The sequence below is a fragment of the Amycolatopsis sp. 2-15 genome, from assembly GCF_030285625.1.
Taxonomy (GTDB): Bacteria; Actinomycetota; Actinomycetes; order Mycobacteriales; family Pseudonocardiaceae; genus Amycolatopsis; species Amycolatopsis carbonis.
In genome coordinates, this window is the sequence record NZ_CP127294.1 from 9,974,512 (window position 1) to 9,990,159 (window position 15,648).

Below are 15,648 nucleotides of genomic sequence, written 5' to 3' on the forward strand. Positions count from 1 at the left end.
CCGGGCCTGGACGTCAGTCTCGGCTGGGGCCGAAGCGTTCCGTCCGGATCGAGTGCGGCGAGTGGCCCAGCGCCAACAGCGCGTCGGCCACCGTCTCGACGAACGCGGTGGGGCCGCAGACGAACGACGTGGGCCCGAAGTCCGTCGGCCAGCTGGCCGTGTTGAGGGTCGCGACGCTGAGGCGGCGCGGAATCCCGGCCGCGCCGTCGGGGAGCTCGCGGGTGTAGACGTACGTGACGTCCAGGCCGGCGTACGGTTTGCGCAGCTCGTCGGCGTAGAAGAGGTCCGCGGGGGTCCGCGCGGAGTACACCAGGCGGAACAGCGCGCGGCTCCCGGCGGCGCGGCGGGCGCGGATCATCGCCATCAGCGGCACGACACCGGAGCCGCCCGCGACGAGGAGGACGGGGGCGGGGTCGGTGGGGCGCCAGACGAACCAGCCGCCGATCGGGCCGCGGATCTCGACAGGGTCGCCCACGGCGTAGGGGCCCGTGAGGTGTTCCGAGACCTCGCCGCCGGGGACGCGCTGGATCGTCAGCTCGAGGCGGTCACCGTCGGAGGGCGCGGCGAGGGAGTAGCTGCGCTGGGCGGTGTAGCCGTCGGCGGCGGTGAGGCGGACATCGACGTGCTGGCCCGCGAGGTGGCCGGGCCAGCCGGGGGCGTCGAACACGAGGGTGCGGGCCGTCGCCGTCTCCTGGCGGATCTCCGCGAGGTACGCGACGCGCCAAGCTAGTCGCCCTGATACCGCTGTTCGCGCCATGGGTCTCCGTAGTCGTGGTAGCCGGAGGACTCCCAGAAGCCCGGCTCGTCCTTCGTGGCAAGTTCCAGGCCGCGCACCCACTTCGCCGACTTCCAGAAGTACAGGTGCGGCACCAGCAGCCGCGCGGGGCCGCCGTGTTCCGGGGTGAGCGGCTTGCCGTTGTACTCGTACGCGATCCACGCCTGCCCGTCGAGCAGGTCGGCGAGCGGCAGGTTGGTGGTGTAGCCGCCGTAGGAATGCGCCAGCACGTAGTCGGCCTCGGTGCCGAGGTCGCCGATCAGCGTCTCCACGGGCACGCCGCGCCAGCGCGTGTCGAGTTTGGACCACTGCGTGACGCAGTGGATGTCCACGGTGAACTTCTCGCTCGGCAGAGAGGTCAGCTCGCGGAACGACCACGAGCGCTTCTCGCCCTTCTCCGTGGTGACCGCGAACTCCCACTTGTCCAGGTGCACGCGCTGCGTCGGCCCCGCCGACAGCACGGGGAAGTCCTCCGTGAGGTACTGGCCGGGCGGCAGCCGCGGGTTGCCCCCGCGGGCGCGACCGGTGAACCCAGGGGTGATGACACCCATCGCGGACTCCTTTCGCCGACCCTGCCACGCCCAGCGCAGCCTACCCGCGAACGTGCAATCCGAGCGACGTCACCAGCACCGTCGCTTGTTCAGGCGACACGATGGCCCCGCCGAGCTCCGCGTGCACCGGGTCGAGCGCCGACAGGTCACTCCCCCGCAGCTCGGCGCCGCCGAACTTCACCTCCAGCAGCTCCGCGCCCGACAGGTCGACGTCGGCGAACGTCGCCCCCGTGCAGTCCGCGCGCGTGAGGTCGGCTTCGCGCATCCGCACGCCCTTGAACGTCGCGCCGCGCAGGTCCGCGCCCGCGAGTCCCGCGAACGACCAGTCGCCCCCGAGCACCTTCATCGGCCGCAGCGCGCACTCGGTGAATCGGCTGCCGACGAGCTTGCACCCGCTGAACTCCGCGTCGAACAGGTTGCAGCGCGTGAAGCTGCAGCCGGTGAACGCCGTGTCCACGTGCTTCGAGGCGTTGAAGCGCACGTTGCCGAACACGCAGTCGACGGACGAGACACCGCGCGTGACGGCCTCGGTGAGGTCGACGTCGTGGAACTCGCACCGCTCGAACCGGCGCCCGGTGAACTCCTCGGCGTACCAGTCCTCGCGGCGGAAGGTCAGCTCGGTCGCCGGATGCTCGGACTCTGGGGGCTCAGCGGTGGCGGGCACGCGGCCAGGCTAGCCGCCGCGCGCCGGTGATCGGCCAACCGGCGCAATTCGACCGGCGACGCGTTTCACCGTCACCCGGAAGTGGGAATTAACCAGCATGTCCAGATGGCGAACTTCCACCAGAACCAACACGGCAGCCCGAGTGATCACCGGAATCGGCGCGTTGTTCGCGTTCATCGAGGTGCTCTATCTGGTGATGCTGCTCGCCGGCGCCAACGCCGCGAACGGCTTCTTCATCTTCATCCGATCATTGGCCGACCCGCTCGCACTGTTTTTCCCGGGTCTGTTCCCGGTGAGCAATCCCGACCTCGCCGTCATCCTCAACTACGGCCTCGCCGCGGTGTTCTGGCTGGTCGTGAGCGGGATCATCGCCCGGCTGGTCGCCCGCTGACCCGTTTTCCCCCGGCCAAACGTGTTTTGCGCCGATAACCGGGGAAACGCGGTGAACGCCACAGCCGGACGCGACTGGTTACCGCGCCCCATACGATGGCCGGGTGACCGAAGGCAGATGGTTCGAGGGCTGGCCCGAAATCGCGGGCCTCGCCGCCGCGGCGGGTCGTTCCCTGCTGCCGAACGTGCCCGCCACGCCGGCGGCCCTCGCCCGCACGGTCACCGAACAGCTCGTCGGCCGCCGTCTCACGGCGAAGGCCAACGGCGGCGAAGCCCGCTTCACCCTCACCGAACTCGACTACCCCGCCGATTCCCTGCGCCTGGCCACCGGCCGCCTCGGCGACGTGCGCCTGGCCGCCGCGGACGTCGAGTGGCCGACGTCCGCGACGAGCACCATCCCGCTGCGCCGCGTTGTCCTGCTGGCCAAGGAAGTCAGGCTGCGCAGCCTGCCGACGCCCAACGTGGTTCCCGGAAAGGTCGAGCTGGACATCACCGTGCCCGGCGGCGTCGTGCGGGAGCGCGTGGCGCAGGCCCGGCCGGATCTCGTCGCGACCCCGCACGACGACGGGTTCCAGGTGCGCTGGGCCAAGCACCCCGGCTGGGCCGGCTCACGCTCACGTCCGCCGTCGCCGGCGACGCCGTGGTGCTGACCCCGACAACCCTCCACATCGGACAGCGGGAGTTCCGCGCCCCGAAACGGATCCGGCCCGTCGTGCTGCCGCTGCCCGAGCTGCCGAAGGGGCTGCGGCTCACCGCCGTGCGGCCGGCCGAAGACGAGCTCGTGCTCCACACCGTCGCCGACGAGTGGCCCGCGCGCCTCTCCCGCGTCCCGCTGCCCGACCTGCTGGCCTGGCTCACGACGGCCGCGCTCACGCTGACGTTGCCCCGGTTCCGGTAACCTCTCAGGACCACGCCACCGGCAGGGAATGCACGCCGTAGACGAGCATGTCGGTACGCAGCGGCACTTCCTCGGCCGGAATCGCGAGGCGCACCTCCGGCAGGCGAGCGACCAGCTCCGCCAAGCCCACCCGGAGTTCCGAACGCGCCAGCTGCTGCCCGAGGCACTGGTGCACCCCGTGGCCGAACGCCAGGTGCGGCGTGCGCGGACGCTTGAGGTCCAGCCGCTCCGGCTCCGGCCAGTGCTCGGCCGAGCGGTTGGCCTGCGGCACCGAGATCAGCACGGTGTCCCCCGCCGGGATCGTGACACCACCGACCTCGATGTCCTCGGTCGCGACGCGGCTCGGTCCGATGTGGATGATCGACAGGTAACGCAACAGCTCGTCGACGCCGTTGTCCAGCACGGCCGGGTCCTCACGGACGAGAGCCAGCTGGTCCGGGTGTTCGAGCAGCGCGAAAGTGCCCAGCGCCAGCATGTTCGCCGTGGTCTCGTGGCCGGCGCCGAGCAGCACGGTCGCGATGTCGACCAATTCCTGCTCGGTCAGCGCCGGGTCGGCGTCGCCGTGGATCAGGCCGGACACGAGGTCGTCGGCCGGGTGTTCCCGCTTGTGCGCCACCAGCTTGCGCATGAACGCGTAGATCGACTCCGAGGCCTTCGCCCGCTCCTCGTCGCTCTTGGTCAGGTTGAGCGCGATGCCCGTGTGCTCCTGGAACTCCGCGCGGTCCGCGTAGTCCACCCCCAGCAGTTCGCAGATCACCAGCGAGGGCAACGGCAAGGCGAACGCGGGCACGACGTCGCCCTCGTTCCCGGCCGCGCGCATGGCGTCGAGGTGCTCGATCGAGATCTCGCGGATCCGCTCCTCCAGCAACTGCATGCGCCGCACGGTGAACTGGCCGGTGAGCAGCCGGCGCAGCCGCGTGTGCTCGGGCGGGTCCATGAAGATGAACCGGCCGTCGTCGCGCTGCGGCACGTCCACGGGGCAGCGCGCCTCGCCGACCTCGTCGGGGCGCAGGTCCATCGCGCTGCGGTTGCGCACGTTGTCGGAGCTGAACCTCGTGTCGGCCAGCACCGCGCGGCCCTGCTCGTAGCCGGTGACCACCCAGGCGTGCGCGCCGTTGACCAGCTCGAGCCGCGACACCGGCGCCTTTTCCGCGAGCACGGCGGGCGGGTCGAACGGGCACTCGCCGCGCTCCAGCATCTCCGGCGGGACCGGGCGGCGCATCGTGGGCGGTTTCGTGGCGGACATCAACGATCCTTCCGGGTGGTGGGAACACGCGGGGCGGTCAGCAGACCGGTGAGGGCGTCGGTCAGGGCCTCGCCGACCAGCGCCCAGTCCGCGGGCACGCCGGTGACCGCGGCGAGCCGCTCCTGCTCGGCGCACGTGTGGATCACCGCGACGCGCGCGGTTTGGCTCCGCAGAGCCGATTCGGCGGCCGGCAACGGCGTCACGTGCGCCCACACCGCGGCCGTGCCCTCGACGAACTCGACCGCCAGCACCGGCTCGACGCCTTCGACGTCGAGCAGTGCCGGATCGGTCACAACCTGCGCCAGGAACCGGGCGCACCAGCTGGGGTTGCCGAGGCTCGCGAGGTGCTCGGTGTAGGGCAGCACGAGGCTGGCCACATGATCGCGCGGCCGCTTCGAACGCCGGACGGCCGCCACGCGTTCCCTGGCCCGCGCGGCGATCGGCTCGACGTGCGAGCGCGTGATGGCGCGGATCAGGTCTTCGCGCGTGCCGACGTGGTAGGCCAGCGCGGAGTTGTTGGCCTGTCCGGCGGCTTCCACGATCTGACGGTTGGACACCTGCGCGAGCCCGCGTTCGGCGAACAGCCGTTCTGCCGTACGGAGGAGGAGCTCGCGAGTCGCCTCGGCCTGTTCCCGGCGCGAACTCGTCTCCACGACCTGCTCCCCTGCTTTGTAAGACGATCTTCTTACGACGCTAGTCGTAAGACACGTGTCTGCCAACCACCCGGTCGGAAAATCCCCGAGACCGGCCGCCGCCGTGGCTAAGCTCGCCCGCGTTGCCGTCGGAACCCGTGGAGGACCCATGCTCACGCCGACCCCGATCCACGTCGCCGACGACGTGCTCGAAGACCTCCGCCACCGCCTGGGCCACACGCGCTGGCCGGAAGACGCCGGCAACCGCGACTCCTTCTACGGCGTCGACCGGGTCTACCTGCAGGAGCTCGCCGAGTACTGGCGCACGCAGTACGACTGGCGCAGGGCCGAAGCCGAGATCAACACCCATGAGCACTACCGCGTCGAGGTCGACGGCGTGCCCGTGCACTTCATGCGCGTCCCCGGTGCCACGCCGGACGCGACCCCGCTGATCCTCACGCACGGCTGGCCGTGGACGTTCTGGCACTGGGCCAAGGTCGTCGGCCCGCTCGCCGACCCCGCGGCCCACGGCGGCGAGCCCGCCGACGCGTTCGACGTGATCGTGCCGTCGTTCCCCGGTTTCGGCTTCTCGACACCGTTGCCGAACCGGCCGGACCTGAACTTCTGGAAGGTCGCCGACCTCTGGCACACGCTGATGACCGAAACGCTCGGCCACGAGAAGTACGCGGCGGCCGGCTGCGACGTCGGGGCGCTGGTGACCGGGCAGCTCGGCCACAAGTACGCCGACGAGCTGCACGCCATCCACATCGGCTCAGGGCTGAAGCTCGACCTGTTCACCGGCGACCGCGCGTGGGACTTGAGCGGTGGCAAGCCGATCCCCGAAGGCCTGTCCCCCGAACCCCACGCACGCGTGCTCGAACTGGACAAGCGGTTCGCCACGCACCTGGCCGTGCACGTGCTCGACGGGAGCACGCTGGCCTACGGGCTGTCCGACTCCCCCGTCGGGATGCTCGCGTGGATCCTGCGCCGCTGGGACCTCTGGAGCGACGGCGGCGCCGACACCGCGTTCACCCGCGACGAGCTGCTCACCCACGCCACGATCTTCTGGGCCACCAACTCCATCGGCACGTCGATCCGCACCTACGCCAACAACAACCGCTACCCGTGGACGCCCTCGCACGACCGGTGGCCCGTGATCGAAGCGCCGACCGGCATCACGTTCGTCGCGCACGAGAACCCGCCCGGCGTAACCACCGAGGGGCGTGTGCAGCAGTTCCTCGACAGCGATCGCGCCGCCTGGTACCACCACGTGAACCTCACGGCCCACGACCACGGCGGCCACTTCATCCCGTGGGAAATCCCGGACGAGTGGGTCGCCGACCTGCGCCGGACGTTCCGCGGGCGGCGCTGATACCTCGGCTAGGAATCTTCGCCGAGGTAGCGCGTGTGGTCCTCCTGGCGGTTCACGTCGGCCGAGTAGTACTCGCCGGCGAGCTTCTCCGCCTTGCCCCGCAGCAGGTCCAGCTGCTTCGCGAGCTCGTCCTCCGCGCTCGTTCCGTCGGCGTCCCGCCGGGAGGCGAACCAGCGCGGCAGGTTCAGGTACGTCTCCACCGACAGCGGCAGGTCCGTGCGCGCGAGCAGCAGCACGCGGTACTGCAGATCCGGCGTCGAGGCGAGCCGCAGCGGGTCCTTCAGCAGGTCGGACAGCACCTCGGCGACATGGCACACACCGTCCACAGCGGACGGTGGCAGGCGCCCGGAATGGCTGGACACCTTCTGCACCAACGCTTCCAGCGACGAGCGCACCTCCGCCGCCTCCACGGTCGGGTCGACGACGAGCCGCACCTTCTCGGGCGGCGCGACGAGCGCGCCCGCCGTGTAGAGCACGGCCATGACCACGAACATCAGCCACAGCGGCCCGATCACGCCGACCGCGTAGAGCACGAGGCCGATCAGGCCGCCGACGCAGCCGGCGATGTTCTTGGTGGAGCCGAACCAACGCCTCATTGGTACCCGCGAATCTCCTGGAAGACACTGGACAGCTGGGTGTTGCGGGCGTCGAAGACCTTGCCACCGGTCATCGTGGCGACCTGCGTGAGCTCGTCGCCACTGCCCTCGCCGAACAGCACCGTGAACACCGGGATCTGCTTCATCGCCGCGGGCAGCGAGGCGAAGGCGGACTTGAAGCCGCCGAGGTTCGAGCCGCTCTCGTTCTCGCCGTCGGTCATCAGCACGATCGAGTTGAACCGATCCGGATCCTGAGCCACGAGCGGTTCCATCACCTGGTACGCGCGGTCGAGGCTGTCGTAGATCGCGGTGCCGCCGTCGGCCTGCAGGCCTTCGGCGAAGCTCTTGATCTTCGCCAGCTCGCCCTGCGGGTTCTGCTCGGGCACGGTGAACGTGACCGGTTCGCCCGGCGCGGTGTTGAACGGCAGCATCGTCACCTCCTCGCGGCTGCGGAACTGCCGGTAGCGGCCGACGAGCGAGTTGTCCGCGCCCGTGAGGCCGGCCAGCGCCGTGCGCAGCGCCTGGATGCGGTCACCCTGCATCGAGCCCGACGTGTCGAGCACGTAGAGCGTGCGCGAGGGACGGCGGATCTTGCTGAAGTAGGCCGAAAGCAGCGCGTCGATGGCCTGCTGCGTCGCCGGGAACGGCAGCTCGACCAGGTCGTGGGGCACGAACTGCCCACCGAGCTGCACGCCTGGAACCACCGGACGCCGCTGCGTGACTTGCATGATCCGCCGCTGCACGTCGGGGGTACGCAGGTAGTCGGTGAGCCGCTGGTGCGCGTCGCGGGCGTCGTTGCTCGCGCTGGTCAGCAGCGTGAGCGGATAGTCAGCGGTGACGACGCCGTCGCTGGGGTAGATCAGCTTCATCGGCTGCGGCAGCTTGCCGGAGGAGTTCATCGACAGCAGCACCGACTCGTAGTTCACCAGGCCGTCGACCTTCGCGCCCGGATCCTGGCCGGTCGCGCGGCGCTGGAACGCGTCGGAGAGCCAGCCCGACGAGCCGGCGGACATCACCTGCGCGCTGAAGAACTGCGTGAGCTGCGGCGTGACGGCGGCGATCTGCTGCGCGTCGATCGCCGTGCCGGAGTGGGCCAGCGCGGACGCGACCCCTACCAGCGCCGAGAAGCCGGAGTTGGACGCCGACGGGTCGGTCATCCCGTAGGTGAACTCCTTCTTGCCCGCCGCCGCGGCGATGTCCCCCCACGTCGGCGCTTTTTTATCCCACCCGAGCCGCTGCGCGACCGGCTGCGACAGGCCCAGCACCACGGGCGAGCTCATGATCTTCACCTGGTTGCCCAGGCGCTTGGCCGCCTCGGGAATGCCTGCGGGGTAACGGTTCGAGGAGAACCAGACGGCGTCGTACTTGCCGTCGAGGCTGCCGTTGGCGAGCGACTCGGCGCCCTCCAGCGTGCCGGTGAACGTGAACTTCACCTTCACGCCCGTGGCCTTGGCGGCCTCGTCGAGCACCGGCTGCATGTCGGCCAGCTCGCTGCCCGCGAGGATGCGCAAGGTGCCGGCTTCGGGCGGCCCGGCGTCGTCGCCGGAGCTCGGATCCGCCGACGAACACCCCGTCACCAGCAGTGCGGCGGCGAGCGCCAGTACCGCGAGTTTCTTCACAGCTCCCCCTCGTGCGAACGGCGCAGCCGGTCCTCGGCGCGCCGCAGCTCGCCGGACAACGACTCCACTGTGGACGCCATGTGCATCACGGCCTCGGCCTTGAACCCGTCGATCGCGTCGAGGGCCGAGTAGATCCGGTCGAACGAGTCGCGCAGCGTGTCGACGGCGACGGCCGGGTCGCTCGACGCCTTGCGGATCTCCGCGCTCTGCGACTCGAGCAGGGCGGCGTTGGCGCGCAGCAAGCCGTCGGTAGTCGACTGCAGAGCTGCGACCTCGTCGAGCACGTCGCGCTGGTTCGCCAGCGCCGCGCTCACCAGCAGGGCCACGCGCAGCGCGGAGACGGTGGTGGACACCGCCCGCTCGACGCCGCGGATCAGCTCGTCGTTGGTGCGGCGCACCAGGTCCAGCGCGAGGTAGCCCTGCGCACTCACGGCCAGCTGCGTCAGCACGTCCTGGTGGCGCTGGCGGATCGGGTACAGGATGTCGGCGCGCAATGCGTTGGCGTGCGAGGGATCCGTGAGGTCGAAGACGCCGGCCTGCCGGTCGATCGCGCCGTCCACGGCCTCCGCGAACGCCGCCGCCTCGGCGAGCCGGCCGAGCGTGGCCCAGAGCCGTTCGCGCTCGCCCTTGAGGGCCGCGTTGTCTCGGCGGAGCACGTCCTGGCGGGTGCGCAGCTCGCGGACCAGCGCGTTCACCGGCTCGTTGGCCGCGCGGTAGCGGTCGAGGGCGCGCTTGGCGGTCGCGGCCGCCGGGAAGATGCCAAGGAGCTTGCGGCCGGTGATCGGCAGCTTGGCCGGGTCGAGCTCGGCGACTGTGCGGCGGAGCTCGACCAAGCTCGTGGTCACCTGTTGCTGCGGCGAGCCGACGGAGCCGCGCGCGGATTCCAGCGCCTTCGTCGAGCGGTCGAGCATCGTGCCGGCGACCGTGGCAGCCGCCCGCATGTCCGCTTCGCCGACCGCGAGGATCTCGTCGAGCAGCGTGGTGAACTCGGGCGCCTTGACGTCGAGTGCTTCCAGCCGCGTCGCGAACTCGCCGGCGCGACGGGCGATGTCGGCCCGCGTGTCGTCACCGAGCGCGATCAGCCCGGCGGCACGCTCCACGGGGACCGCCGCCACCGGCTCCGGTGGGGTGAGGGTGAACTCGTCCATCAGTACTGCTTCTGGATCGCGTCGAGCAGCCGTTCCAGCGTCTCGAACGACGGCGGTTGCACCGTGTCCACGAGATCGGCCGGCACCGGGGCCTTGGCCGCGGCCACGACGTCGCGGAACAGCTGCGGGTTCGTGGTGCGGAAGCCGAACGTCGCGGCGAGCTTGCCCAGCTCCGGGTCGGTCGAGAGCAGCTGGCCGATCTTGTCCCCGTTGGGAGAGAACGGAACCAGCGTGTGCTTCGAGTACACCGTGGGCGCCGTGTAGAGCATCCGCATGTCGGGCCGGATCGACCCGTCGTGGCGCACGAGCCGATCCACGTACTGCGACTCGTAGATCAGCGCGAGCGGCGTCTTGCCCATGCCGGCCGAGAGGTAGTCCTCGAACGGTCCCTCGGTGCTGTTCTGCGTGTACCCCTGGTCGAGGAACAGCTTCGACACCTGCGGCAGCACCTTGGCTTCCTGGTCCGGCGTCGAGACGACGTTGTTGCCGTTGGCCACAAAGGAGACGATCGACAGGTACATCGCCGCGGAGTTCGACTCCCGCGGGTCGGTGGTCGTCACGAGGATGTTCTTGCGCACGGGGTAGGCGGTGTTGCCCGGCAGCTGGTCCCAGCGCGTGCCGGCCTGCGTGAGCTGCAGGTACTTCGCGATGTCGAGCACCTGGTAGTCGCCCGCGCCCTTGTGCACGGCGCCCGCGGCGCTGAGCAGCTGCACGATCGGCTCGAACGTCGCGATCGCCATCGGCGACTGGAACGGCGTGTACACCGTGGTCACCTTGCGGTCGCGCTGGATCTTCTGCGCCGCCGGCGACGACGAGGGGAACGCGAACTCGTACTTGGCGAGGTCGACCGTGGTCGCGATCTGGCGCGAACCCGCGGTGTCGACCTCCACCTTCAGACCGTGCTTGGCGAACGCGTCGACCACGCGCTGGTCGGTGAAGAAGGCCTGCTTCTCCGAGCCGATCACCCCGCGCACGACGGTGAGGTCCCCCCTCCCGACGCTTCGTCGCTCCCGGACCGCCCCCACACGATCACGGCCACGACGGCGAGCACCAGAACCACAGCCAGCCCGATGGACAACCGGCGTTTCACGAACCCACCTTCCGCACGTCCCGCGACGCGTCACCTCGGATCCTTCAGCCCCCGCAACTCGTTTGACTCGCGGCACGAGGAGTTCGAAGTGAACGATCAATGAACGAACGGGGTCGATCGGGATCCGGTGAGGCCCCGGCTTTCCTTGCGACGGAAGGGAAATCACGAACCGCCCGCGTGCTGCCGCCGGTTGATCACGGCGACCGCACGCGGGCGGTTCGAAAGCGAACGGCTCAGAGTGAGGCTTGTTCCTCCACCGGCAGGCAGATCTCGAACCGCGTGTCACCCGGCACGGACGTCACCTTGATGTCGCCCGAGTGCCGTTCCACGACGATGCGCCACGAGATGTCGAGGCCGAGGCCCGTGCCCTCGCCGACGCCCTTGGTGGTGAAGAACGGCTCGAAGATGCGCTGGCGCACCTCTTCCGGGATGCCGGGGCCGGTGTCGCCGATCTCGACGCGCACCTGCTTGCTCTCCTGCCACGTGCGCAGCGTCAGCGTGCCCTCGCCGCCCATGGCCTGCACGGCGTTGTCGATGATGTTGGTCCACACCTGGTTCAGCTCGGCGGCGTAGGCCGGGATGTGGTCGATGCCGCGGTCGTAGTTCTTCACGACCCGGATCCCGTCGCCGATCTTGCCCGAGAGCATCACCAGCGTGGAGTCGAGTCCTTCGTGGACGTCGATCCACTGGTGCGGCGCGCGGTCCATCTGCGAGTACTGCTTGGCCGCGCCCACGAGCACCGAGATGCGCGTGGTCGAGTCCTCGATCTCGCCCATGAGGATCTCGGTCTCGAGCGCGTAGGCGAGCCAGCGCAGGGCGCCGTCGAGCAGGCCCTCGCCGACGGATTCGAGGACGCCGTCGAGGTTCTCGGTCTTGAGTCCGGCCGCGACGAAGATCGCGGCGAGGTCCCAGCCCTGGTCGATGTCGTGGTCGTCGAACCAGTCGCTGATCTCGTCCTCACGATCGGACTGCTGCATCGCCGAGAGCCGCGGCGCGTCGGCGACCGTCTTGACCAGCTGTTCCTGCACGTCGAGCAGCTGCTCCAGCAGGTCCGGGTCGATGTCCTTCTTCGCCAGCAGGGCGAGCTTGTGGCGCATGCCGGCCACGCGCTCGCGCAGCGACGCCGTGGCGCGCACCGCGGCCGCGGCCGGGTTGTTGAGCTCGTGGGTGAGCCCGGCCGACAGCTCGCCGAGCGCGAGCAGCCGGCGCCGCGAGGAGATCACGGTGTCGCTGTTGCGCCAGCCGAGGTACATGCCCTCCAGCAGGTGCGCCGCCATCGGGAACCAATTGCGGAACTCCACCGCGAACTCCGCCGACGGCAGCGCGAGCAGCGTCAGGTCCCCGATCGCATGCACGGTGGCACCGTAGGTGTGCTCGGTTTCCTGGTGCACGAAGAACTGCGTGGCGCCGAAGTAGGAGCCGCGCTGGTCGGAGCGCTTCACCTCGACGTCGGCGCCGCTCACCAGCCGCGACATCCGCAGCGCGCCCGAGAGCAGGATGTAGAAGCAGGTGGCCGGATCGCCCTCGCGGTGCACCGCGGTGTCGCCGTCGTAGTGTTCCAGCACGGCGTGCTGTTCGATCCAGTCGAGCTGCTCGTCGGAGAGGTGCTCGAACAGGAAGAGGCCGCGGAGTTCTTCGCGCGGCAGTGCGGGCTCCTTCACTGCTCCTCCAGGTAGCGGTGGACCAGGGTGACGGCCATGGCGCCCTCGCCGACGGCGGAGGCCACGCGTTTCACCGACTGCGACCGGACGTCACCGGCCACGAACACCCCGGGCACGGACGACTCCAGGTGGTACGGGTCGCGGTCGAGCGGCCAGCCGGCGGGTTTACGGCCCTCGGTGACCAGGTCGGGCCCCGTCTGGACGAACCCGTGGTGGTCGCGCTGGATCACCTCGCCGAGCCAGTCGGTGCGCGGTGCCGCGCCGATGAAGATGAACAAGTGCCCGGTCTCGACGGTCTCCGTCGTATCGCTGTGGCACAGGGTCACGGCTTCGAGGTGGTCGGCGCCGTGGGCCTGGACGACGGTGGTGCCGGTGCGGACGGTGATGTTGTCGATGGCCGCGATCTGCTCGATGAGGTAGTGCGACATCGACTTCTCCAGCGAGTCGCCGCGCACCAGCAGCGACACCTCGCTCGCGTGCTGCGCGAAGAACACCGCCGCCTGGCCCGCGGAGTTCGCGCCGCCGACGATGTAGACGTGCTGGCCCTTGCACTCGGGCGCTTCCGTGGCCGCGGAGCCGTAGTAGACGCCGCTGCCGGTGAGCTCGCGGATGCCGTCGGCCTCGTGCGCGCGGTAGGTGACGCCGCTCGCGAGGATCACGGCGTGGGCGGCGATCTCGGAGCCGTCGCCGAAGGTGACCACGCGGCTCGACCCGCGCACCTCCAGCCCCACCACGTCGCGGGCGGTCAGGACTTCGGCGCCGAACTTCTGAGCCTGACGCCGGGCGCGGTCGGTGAGCTGCGCGCCGGAGACGCCGTCGGGGAACCCGAGGTAGTTCTCGATGCGCGAGCTCGTGCCCGCCTGTCCGCCCGTGGCCTTGCGCTCGACGAGCACCGTGCGCAGGCCTTCCGAAGCGCCGTACACGGCCGCGCCGAGCCCGGCCGGGCCGCCGCCGATCACCACGAGGTCGTAGAACTCCTGCGCCGGCCGCGTGGACAGGCCCACCGCGACCGCGATCTCGCCGCCGGTGGGCTGCTTGAGCACCGTGCCGTCCGGCGTCACGACCACCGGGATGTCGGTCTCCACGGCGCCGGCGGCCTGCAGGATGCGGCCGCCCTCGTCCTCGTCCACCGAGTACCAGCGGTAGGGCACGGCGTTGCGGGCGAGGAAGTCGCGCACCTTGAACGAGGGCGCCGAGTACCGGTGACCGACCAGCTTGGTCTCCTCGACGGACTTGTCGCCGACCGCGAGCCACGTCTCCACGAGGGAGTCGATGACCGGGTACAGCTTCTCCTCCGGCGGGTCCCACGGCTTGAGCAGGTAGTGGTCGACGTCGACCACGTTGATCGCCTGGATGGCCGCGTCCGTGTCGGCGTAGGCCGTCAGCAGCGCGCGGCGGGCGTTGGGGAACAGGTCCATCGCCTTCTCGAGGAAGGAGATCCCGTCCATGTGGGGCATGCGGTAGTCGGCGAGGATCGCCGCGACGGCGTCGCCGCGCAGCTTGATCTCGCGCAGGGCGTCGAGGGCGTCGGCCCCGGAGTCCGCACGGATCACGCGGTAGTCCTTGCCGTAGCGGCGACGCAGGTCACGCGCGACCGACCGCGAAACAGCGGGGTCGTCGTCGACGGTCATCAGGATCGGCTGGCTCACACCCGACAGCCTACGGCCGTGTCCACGAGCGGAGAACGGCATCGCGGGGTGGACCTGCTCCAGCCGGGCCTGGACCTGGGGATCGGTGCCGGAAGTGCCTGCGCGAACGGTCCGTTCGTGCCACTCCGGTTCAGGCCGGGCGGCCCAGCAACACGAACGCCCGCGCGGCCAGCTCCCGCACCCGAGCCCACTCCGGCGCGGTCGCCAGTGCTTCGAACGACCACGGCCCCGTCGGGCCGCTCATCTCTTCGAGGAGGGCATCGAGCTCCGCCGGCACCGCGACGGTGCCGGCGGGCAGCGCGTGCTTGAGCACCGCGAAGTACTGGTCGAACTCCAGCGCGAGCTCGTCGGCGTCGCGCAGCCCCTGCTTCTCGAGCAGCGCGATCTGCGCCGCGGCCGGCTGCGCCAGATCCCCGACGGCGATGACCAGGCGCCGGAAGAAGGACTCCTCGTTCTCGCGCGAGACGCCGGCAACCGCGTTCCACTGCGCCCGCAGGAAACCCAGCCGCGCGGGGTCCGCGACGGTGCGCAGGGCAGCGATGCGCCCACCCCGCGTCTCCACGACCGTCAGTCCGACGACTGTGCCGCCTGAGAGGAAGAGGATGCCCGGGCCGCCGTTGACCTCCGTGAGCACGAACTCCGACACGGACGCGAAACGCGCGAGCGTCGCGGCGGCGTTGCGGCGCACGGCGTCGCGGCCGCGGACGTGCACGCGTTCGCCGCCGCCGAGGTCCATCCACGTGGCGATGTCGGCCATCAGCAGGTCTTCGAGCAGCTCCAGCCGGCCCGAGCGGACGGCCGTCATGAAGCTCTCGGTGAGCCGCATCGAGCCGCTGTCGGACGTCGGGAACCGGGTCTCGCCCGCGTCGATCCGGCGGCGGGCGCGGCTGCAGTGCTGCCGGGCGCCGGCCTCCGTGAGCTCCAGCAAGCTCGCGAGCTCTGGGTAGGGGTAGTCGAAAGCCGTCCGCAGCACGAAGACCGCGCGTTCCACCGGAGTCAGTGCTCGCATCAGCACGAGCATCGCGAACGACACCGACTCACGCTGTTCCACCGTCTCCAGCGGCCCCAGTGCGCCGCCGCCGGTCAGCGCGGGTTCCGGGAGCTCGTCGCCCGCGGCGGACTCGTGCCGGGCGTGGGCGGACGTCAGGCGGGTGAGGCAGAGGTTCGTCACCGCTTTCGTGAGCCAGGCGCGGGGAGCGGTGATGCCGGCGTGGTCGGCGCGGCGCCAGCGCAGGTAGGCGTCCTGCACCGCGTCCTCGGCGTCGGCCGCCGAACCCAGCAGCCGGTAGGCCAGGCCGAAGAGCCGGCCGCGTTCGCCGTCGAAGAGTTCGGGCGTGGTTGTCACAAGGCGCTCCCC

The 15,648-nt window shown here is 70.4% G+C and carries 15 protein-coding genes and 1 pseudogene; 4 read left to right on the forward strand and 12 right to left on the reverse strand.

Features of this window, described 5'->3' with window-relative positions:
• Positions 1-13 precede the first annotated feature (13 nt).
• The 3 genes from QRX50_RS48945 to QRX50_RS48955 are packed head-to-tail and all read right to left on the reverse strand — an operon-like array spanning position 14 to position 1,990.
• Complete coding sequence (locus QRX50_RS48945) at positions 14-757, reverse strand: ferredoxin reductase (protein WP_285969859.1); 744 nt, start codon at positions 755-757, stop codon at positions 14-16.
• Positions 727-1,326, reverse strand: coding sequence for a sulfite oxidase-like oxidoreductase (locus tag QRX50_RS48950; RefSeq protein ID WP_285969860.1), 600 nt, complete (start codon positions 1,324-1,326; stop codon positions 727-729). The genes QRX50_RS48945 and QRX50_RS48950 overlap by 31 nt, the downstream gene beginning before the upstream one ends.
• A 40-nt stretch (positions 1,327-1,366) precedes the next feature.
• Positions 1,367-1,990: a pentapeptide repeat-containing protein gene (locus QRX50_RS48955; protein ID WP_285969861.1), complete on the reverse strand. Its 624-nt coding sequence runs from the start codon at positions 1,988-1,990 to the stop codon at positions 1,367-1,369.
• A gap of 97 nt (positions 1,991-2,087) precedes the next feature.
• Between QRX50_RS48955 and QRX50_RS48960 the strand changes: the two genes are divergently transcribed.
• The 3 genes from QRX50_RS48960 (at position 2,088) to QRX50_RS48970 (ending at position 3,278) form a co-directional block, all read left to right on the forward strand.
• Positions 2,088-2,381 (forward strand): hypothetical protein, encoded by a 294-nt coding sequence (locus QRX50_RS48960; RefSeq protein WP_285969862.1) that lies wholly within the window; start codon positions 2,088-2,090, stop codon positions 2,379-2,381.
• 103 nt (positions 2,382-2,484) lie between these two features.
• Positions 2,485-3,030, forward strand: coding sequence for a hypothetical protein (locus tag QRX50_RS48965; protein WP_285969863.1), 546 nt, complete (start codon positions 2,485-2,487; stop codon positions 3,028-3,030).
• The gene (locus QRX50_RS48970; RefSeq protein ID WP_285969864.1) at positions 3,024-3,278 is read left to right on the forward strand and encodes a hypothetical protein; all 255 of its coding nucleotides are present in this window, start codon (positions 3,024-3,026) and stop codon (positions 3,276-3,278) included. The genes QRX50_RS48965 and QRX50_RS48970 overlap by 7 nt, the downstream gene beginning before the upstream one ends.
• Before the next feature lie 4 nt (positions 3,279-3,282).
• On the opposite strand, the gene QRX50_RS48975 is transcribed toward QRX50_RS48970, so the two are convergent.
• Both QRX50_RS48975 and QRX50_RS48980 read right to left on the reverse strand, forming a co-directional pair.
• Positions 3,283-4,524, reverse strand: a complete 1,242-nt coding sequence (locus QRX50_RS48975) for a cytochrome P450 (RefSeq protein WP_285969865.1) — start codon at positions 4,522-4,524, stop codon at positions 3,283-3,285.
• Positions 4,524-5,177, reverse strand: coding sequence for a TetR/AcrR family transcriptional regulator (locus QRX50_RS48980; protein WP_285969866.1), 654 nt, complete (start codon positions 5,175-5,177; stop codon positions 4,524-4,526). The genes QRX50_RS48975 and QRX50_RS48980 overlap by 1 nt, the downstream gene beginning before the upstream one ends.
• 148 nt (positions 5,178-5,325) lie before the next feature.
• On the opposite strand from QRX50_RS48980, the gene QRX50_RS48985 reads away from it, so the two are divergent.
• Entirely contained in the window at positions 5,326-6,528 is a 1,203-nt protein-coding gene (locus QRX50_RS48985; protein ID WP_285969867.1) for an epoxide hydrolase family protein, read from the forward strand.
• Between the two features lie 8 nt (positions 6,529-6,536).
• On the opposite strand, the gene QRX50_RS48990 is transcribed toward QRX50_RS48985, so the two are convergent.
• The 7 genes and pseudogenes from QRX50_RS48990 to QRX50_RS49020 form a co-directional block, all read right to left on the reverse strand.
• Positions 6,537-7,124, reverse strand: coding sequence for a hypothetical protein (locus QRX50_RS48990; RefSeq protein ID WP_285969868.1), 588 nt, complete (start codon positions 7,122-7,124; stop codon positions 6,537-6,539).
• Positions 7,121-8,743, reverse strand: a complete 1,623-nt coding sequence (locus QRX50_RS48995; RefSeq protein ID WP_285969869.1) for a vWA domain-containing protein — start codon at positions 8,741-8,743, stop codon at positions 7,121-7,123. The genes QRX50_RS48990 and QRX50_RS48995 overlap by 4 nt, the downstream gene beginning before the upstream one ends.
• The gene (locus tag QRX50_RS49000; protein WP_285969870.1) at positions 8,740-9,891 is read right to left on the reverse strand and encodes a toxic anion resistance protein; all 1,152 of its coding nucleotides are present in this window, start codon (positions 9,889-9,891) and stop codon (positions 8,740-8,742) included. The genes QRX50_RS48995 and QRX50_RS49000 overlap by 4 nt, the downstream gene beginning before the upstream one ends.
• A pseudogene (locus tag QRX50_RS49005) lies at positions 9,891-10,981 on the reverse strand (hypothetical protein). Before QRX50_RS49005 ends, QRX50_RS49000 begins: the two are co-directional and overlap by 1 nt.
• 233 nt (positions 10,982-11,214) lie before the next feature.
• Entirely contained in the window at positions 11,215-12,642 is a 1,428-nt protein-coding gene (locus QRX50_RS49010) for an ATP-binding protein (protein ID WP_285969872.1), read from the reverse strand.
• Complete coding sequence (locus QRX50_RS49015; protein WP_285969873.1) at positions 12,639-14,291, reverse strand: response regulator; 1,653 nt, start codon at positions 14,289-14,291, stop codon at positions 12,639-12,641. The genes QRX50_RS49010 and QRX50_RS49015 overlap by 4 nt, the downstream gene beginning before the upstream one ends.
• Before the next feature lie 130 nt (positions 14,292-14,421).
• On the reverse strand, positions 14,422-15,636 hold the full coding sequence (locus tag QRX50_RS49020; RefSeq protein WP_285969874.1) for a sigma factor: 1,215 nt from the start codon (positions 15,634-15,636) through the stop codon (positions 14,422-14,424).
• Positions 15,637-15,648: the final 12 nt, after the last annotated feature.

Coding starts and splice junctions, on each gene's coding strand:
- QRX50_RS48945 (WP_285969859.1), bottom strand. CDS start 757: ATGGCGCGAACAGCGGTATCAGGGCGACTAGCTTGGCGCGTCGCGTAC.
- QRX50_RS48950 (WP_285969860.1), bottom strand. CDS start 1,326: ATGGGTGTCATCACCCCTGGGTTCACCGGTCGCGCCCGCGGGGGCAAC.
- QRX50_RS48960 (WP_285969862.1), top strand. CDS start 2,088: ATGTCCAGATGGCGAACTTCCACCAGAACCAACACGGCAGCCCGAGTG.
- QRX50_RS48975 (WP_285969865.1), bottom strand. CDS start 4,524: ATGTCCGCCACGAAACCGCCCACGATGCGCCGCCCGGTCCCGCCGGAG.
- QRX50_RS48985 (WP_285969867.1), top strand. CDS start 5,326: ATGCTCACGCCGACCCCGATCCACGTCGCCGACGACGTGCTCGAAGAC.
- QRX50_RS48990 (WP_285969868.1), bottom strand. CDS start 7,124: ATGAGGCGTTGGTTCGGCTCCACCAAGAACATCGCCGGCTGCGTCGGC.
- QRX50_RS49000 (WP_285969870.1), bottom strand. CDS start 9,891: ATGGACGAGTTCACCCTCACCCCACCGGAGCCGGTGGCGGCGGTCCCC.